General features: G+C 37.0%; 3 protein-coding genes and 1 pseudogene. 3 read left to right on the plus strand and 1 reads right to left on the minus strand.

The genetic code is table 11. The annotated features are described in order from the left end of the window. The coding region (locus H5159_RS20620; RefSeq protein WP_182780959.1) for a hypothetical protein at positions 1–327 on the plus strand (327 nt) is incomplete at its 5' end. A 292-nt stretch (positions 328–619) separates the two neighbouring features. Further along, positions 620–1,870 (plus strand): sodium:proton antiporter, encoded by a 1,251-nt coding sequence (locus tag H5159_RS20625; protein WP_182780960.1) that lies wholly within the window; start codon positions 620–622, stop codon positions 1,868–1,870. A 75-nt stretch (positions 1,871–1,945) separates the two neighbouring features. On the opposite strand, the gene H5159_RS20630 is transcribed toward H5159_RS20625, so the two are convergent. Continuing rightward, positions 1,946–2,494: a hypothetical protein gene (locus tag H5159_RS20630; RefSeq protein ID WP_039488156.1), complete on the minus strand. Its 549-nt coding sequence runs from the start codon at positions 2,492–2,494 to the stop codon at positions 1,946–1,948. Positions 2,495–2,872: 378 nt separating this feature from the next. Between H5159_RS20630 and H5159_RS20635 the strand changes: the two are divergent. Then, positions 2,873–3,069 (plus strand): annotated as a pseudogene (locus H5159_RS20635) (hypothetical protein); the annotation flags it as partial.

Raw genomic sequence — 3,069 nt, forward strand, 5'->3', positions numbered from 1 at the left:
TACAAATTAATGGTTATTGAAACTGCAACAGCGCCACAGCCACTTGAGCAATCATTTAATAGCTGCGCACTGAATGTTAAGTCAAAAAATTACGCTGAGGCTGAAGCAATTTGTACTAAAGCAATTGCGCTTTTAAAAGACGCAGATGGTCCTAAATTTAAAGTACGCCAACTTACATCGTTTGCATTAAGCAACCGTGGTGTTGCACGTTTAAAAGCGAACAACGACACTGCTGGCCTTGCTGATTTATACGAAGCAAACCAAATGTCTACAAGTACAATGGTATCGCACAACTTAACTCGCGCTAAAGAAGAGCTTTCTTTATAAGCACTTTATAAACGCTTTTATAAAGTGCTTACCAAAAGCATGTTATAAAATAGCGAGAGTAAAAAAACCCATGTTAGGTTAATTCCTAACATGGGTTTTTTTGTTTTATTTAACGCGTGAGTTAATACTTTAAATACGTTAACAGAGTAGGGTGTGTATTTATAATTAATATTTTGGGTATGCTTGTTTAGGCTACACGAATATAATGCGAGATAACCGTATAAAAATAATAACCCTTCTGCTTTGCTTATTTTGAGCAAGGCATCATTAAATAAATATTGAGATTTAAACCATGGCACCAGGAACCAGCCTAAGCGTACTTGAAATAAGTGCGATATTTTTATCAATTACCGCGTTACTCACCTATGTAAACCATCGCTTTATTGGCTTGCCAACAACCATTGGCGTTATGGTTATTTCGATGCTTTTATCTATCGGCGCTATATTTTTGGGCTTTTTAGGGTTTGATGATCTTATAGATTACGAAGTGAGCTTGCTAGATCAGTTAGATTTTACTGAAGTTTTGCTCGATGGCATGCTCTCTATGCTACTTTTTGCTGGGGCGCTACATGTAAATGTTAGCGATTTAAGGCGCTATAAATTGCCAATAGGTATTTTGGCCTGTGTTGGTACGTTGCTATCAACGGTTATTATTGCTGGTGCGCTTTATTTAGTGCTTCCTTTGCTCGGTTTTGATTTAGCGTTTATTTGGTGTTTACTGTTTGGCGCATTAATTTCGCCAACCGATCCGATTGCGGTAATGGGAATTTTACAATCTGCGGGTGCGCCTAAAAGTATTGAAACCGTGATTGCGGGTGAATCGTTGTTTAACGATGGTATAGGCGTGGTTATTTTTGTGCTTTTATTGGGTGTTTTATCAAGTGGTGATATTCCTACAACTTATTATGTAGCGCACACGCTGGCGGTAGAAGCCGGTGGCGGTATTGTTTTTGGTTTGGTATTAGGTGGTATTTTATATTACTTACTTAAAAGTATTGATAGTTACCAAGAAGAAGTACTACTTACTTTAGCGGGCGTTATTGGTGGTTATGCACTTGCAAGCCATTGGCATTTGTCGGGCCCACTTGCAATGGTAATGATGGGGTTAATGGTGGGCAATCATGGTCGCAGTATGGCTATGAGCGATAAAACACGCCATTACGTTGATTTGTTTTGGGAGCTGATTGACGAAATTTTAAATGCCATTTTATTTGTACTCATAGGGCTTGAGGTCGTCATGATTGCATTTTCGAGTAATTTGTTTATTGCTGGTGGCTTAACAATTTTAATCGCGTTACTCGCACGTTTAGTTGTTGTGGGTATAACAACCACTACATTTAATAAGCAATTAGAGTTGCCATCTGGTGCGTGGAAAGTTTTAACCTGGGGTGGCTTGCGTGGTGGTATTTCGGTTGCACTGGTATTGCAACTACCTGATGGGAACGAGCGCGATATTTTATTGGCTCTTACTTATGCGGTTGTGGTGTTTTCTATTTTAATTCAGGGTTTGAGTATTGGCAAAGTAGCCAAAACTATCCGTTAAATATAATTTTTTAAAAAGCGTGTGAAATAGCTGTATTTCATACGCTTTTTATTTTTCTTATAAAAAAAAGGGCAATTAAAACGTAAAGCTGAGCTGCACACCGCTGTAAATATGTTCTTGTGCTTCCCAGTAGTCGCCATCTATTTGGCGTGCTCGGGTAAATACTTCTATTTTAAATGGCTTAAAGTGATAACCCGCACCTATACCTGCGTAGCCGTCTATGTCGTTGTTCGATTTTTCTATTTGGTAGGTGTTATCGCCTCTATCGTTTTTAAAGGCGAGTTCGAACAGATCTAAGCCAAGCTCGGCGTATATAAAAAAGTCATTAAAATAACCAAGCTTCATGCCGTTGTCCCACGTTATAAATTCTTCTTGCTCGCCTTGTTTATTATCGATTACTGCCGCGCCAATTGCGCTTGTAAAAACAACACCAAAGTTACTGTAATTTTGCTTAACCATCATTTCTACACCTGCAGATGTAATGCTGCTATCGCCATTAAATTCTGATTTTATAAACATACCGGTGTTAGGCATGTCATTACCGAGCAAAAGTCTTGCGTTAGCATTTTGGCTAAATGATAAAAGCGTGCTTAATAAAACAAAAAGAGGAAGTATGTGTTTCAAAAAAGTTAACCCATTAATGATGAAAAGTTACCAGAGCTGTAATTATAAATACATAACTTAGTATTGCATGTAATTAAGTGTATAAATTTGTTTAATAGTTACTCAGCTATGCCAAAGCAAGGTGTTTAAAATAAAACCAACTAAAAAAAAGCATAAATAATTATATACATTTTAAAACGTAAAGTAGCGATTTTAGGCACGATTGTTGGTTCGTAAGTTATTTAAATATATAGAAAAAGTTTAAACGTATTAGACTAAGGTCTATAGGTTAATTTTCTTCACTTATTAGGTTTGTTTTAATCGTTTGTCGGGGTTGTGTTAATTCTCTAAAGTTCAGTTGTCGGCAACAAGTACGACTTAACTTACAGGAAATTAATCATGAAATTTACACTTATCAAAACTATCGCTCTTAGCTCACTATTAACATGTTCAGCTGCTGCAATGGCTGATCAAAGTGATTACAAATTAATGGTTATTGAAACTGCAACAGCGCCACAGCCACTTGAGCAATCATTTAATAGCTGCGCACTGAATGTTAAGTCAAAAAATTACGCTGAGGCTGAAGCAATTTGTAC

Origin of the sequence: Pseudoalteromonas sp. SG43-1 (assembly GCF_014164415.1) — a bacterium.
GTDB lineage: Bacteria > Pseudomonadota > Gammaproteobacteria > Enterobacterales > Alteromonadaceae > Pseudoalteromonas > Pseudoalteromonas distincta.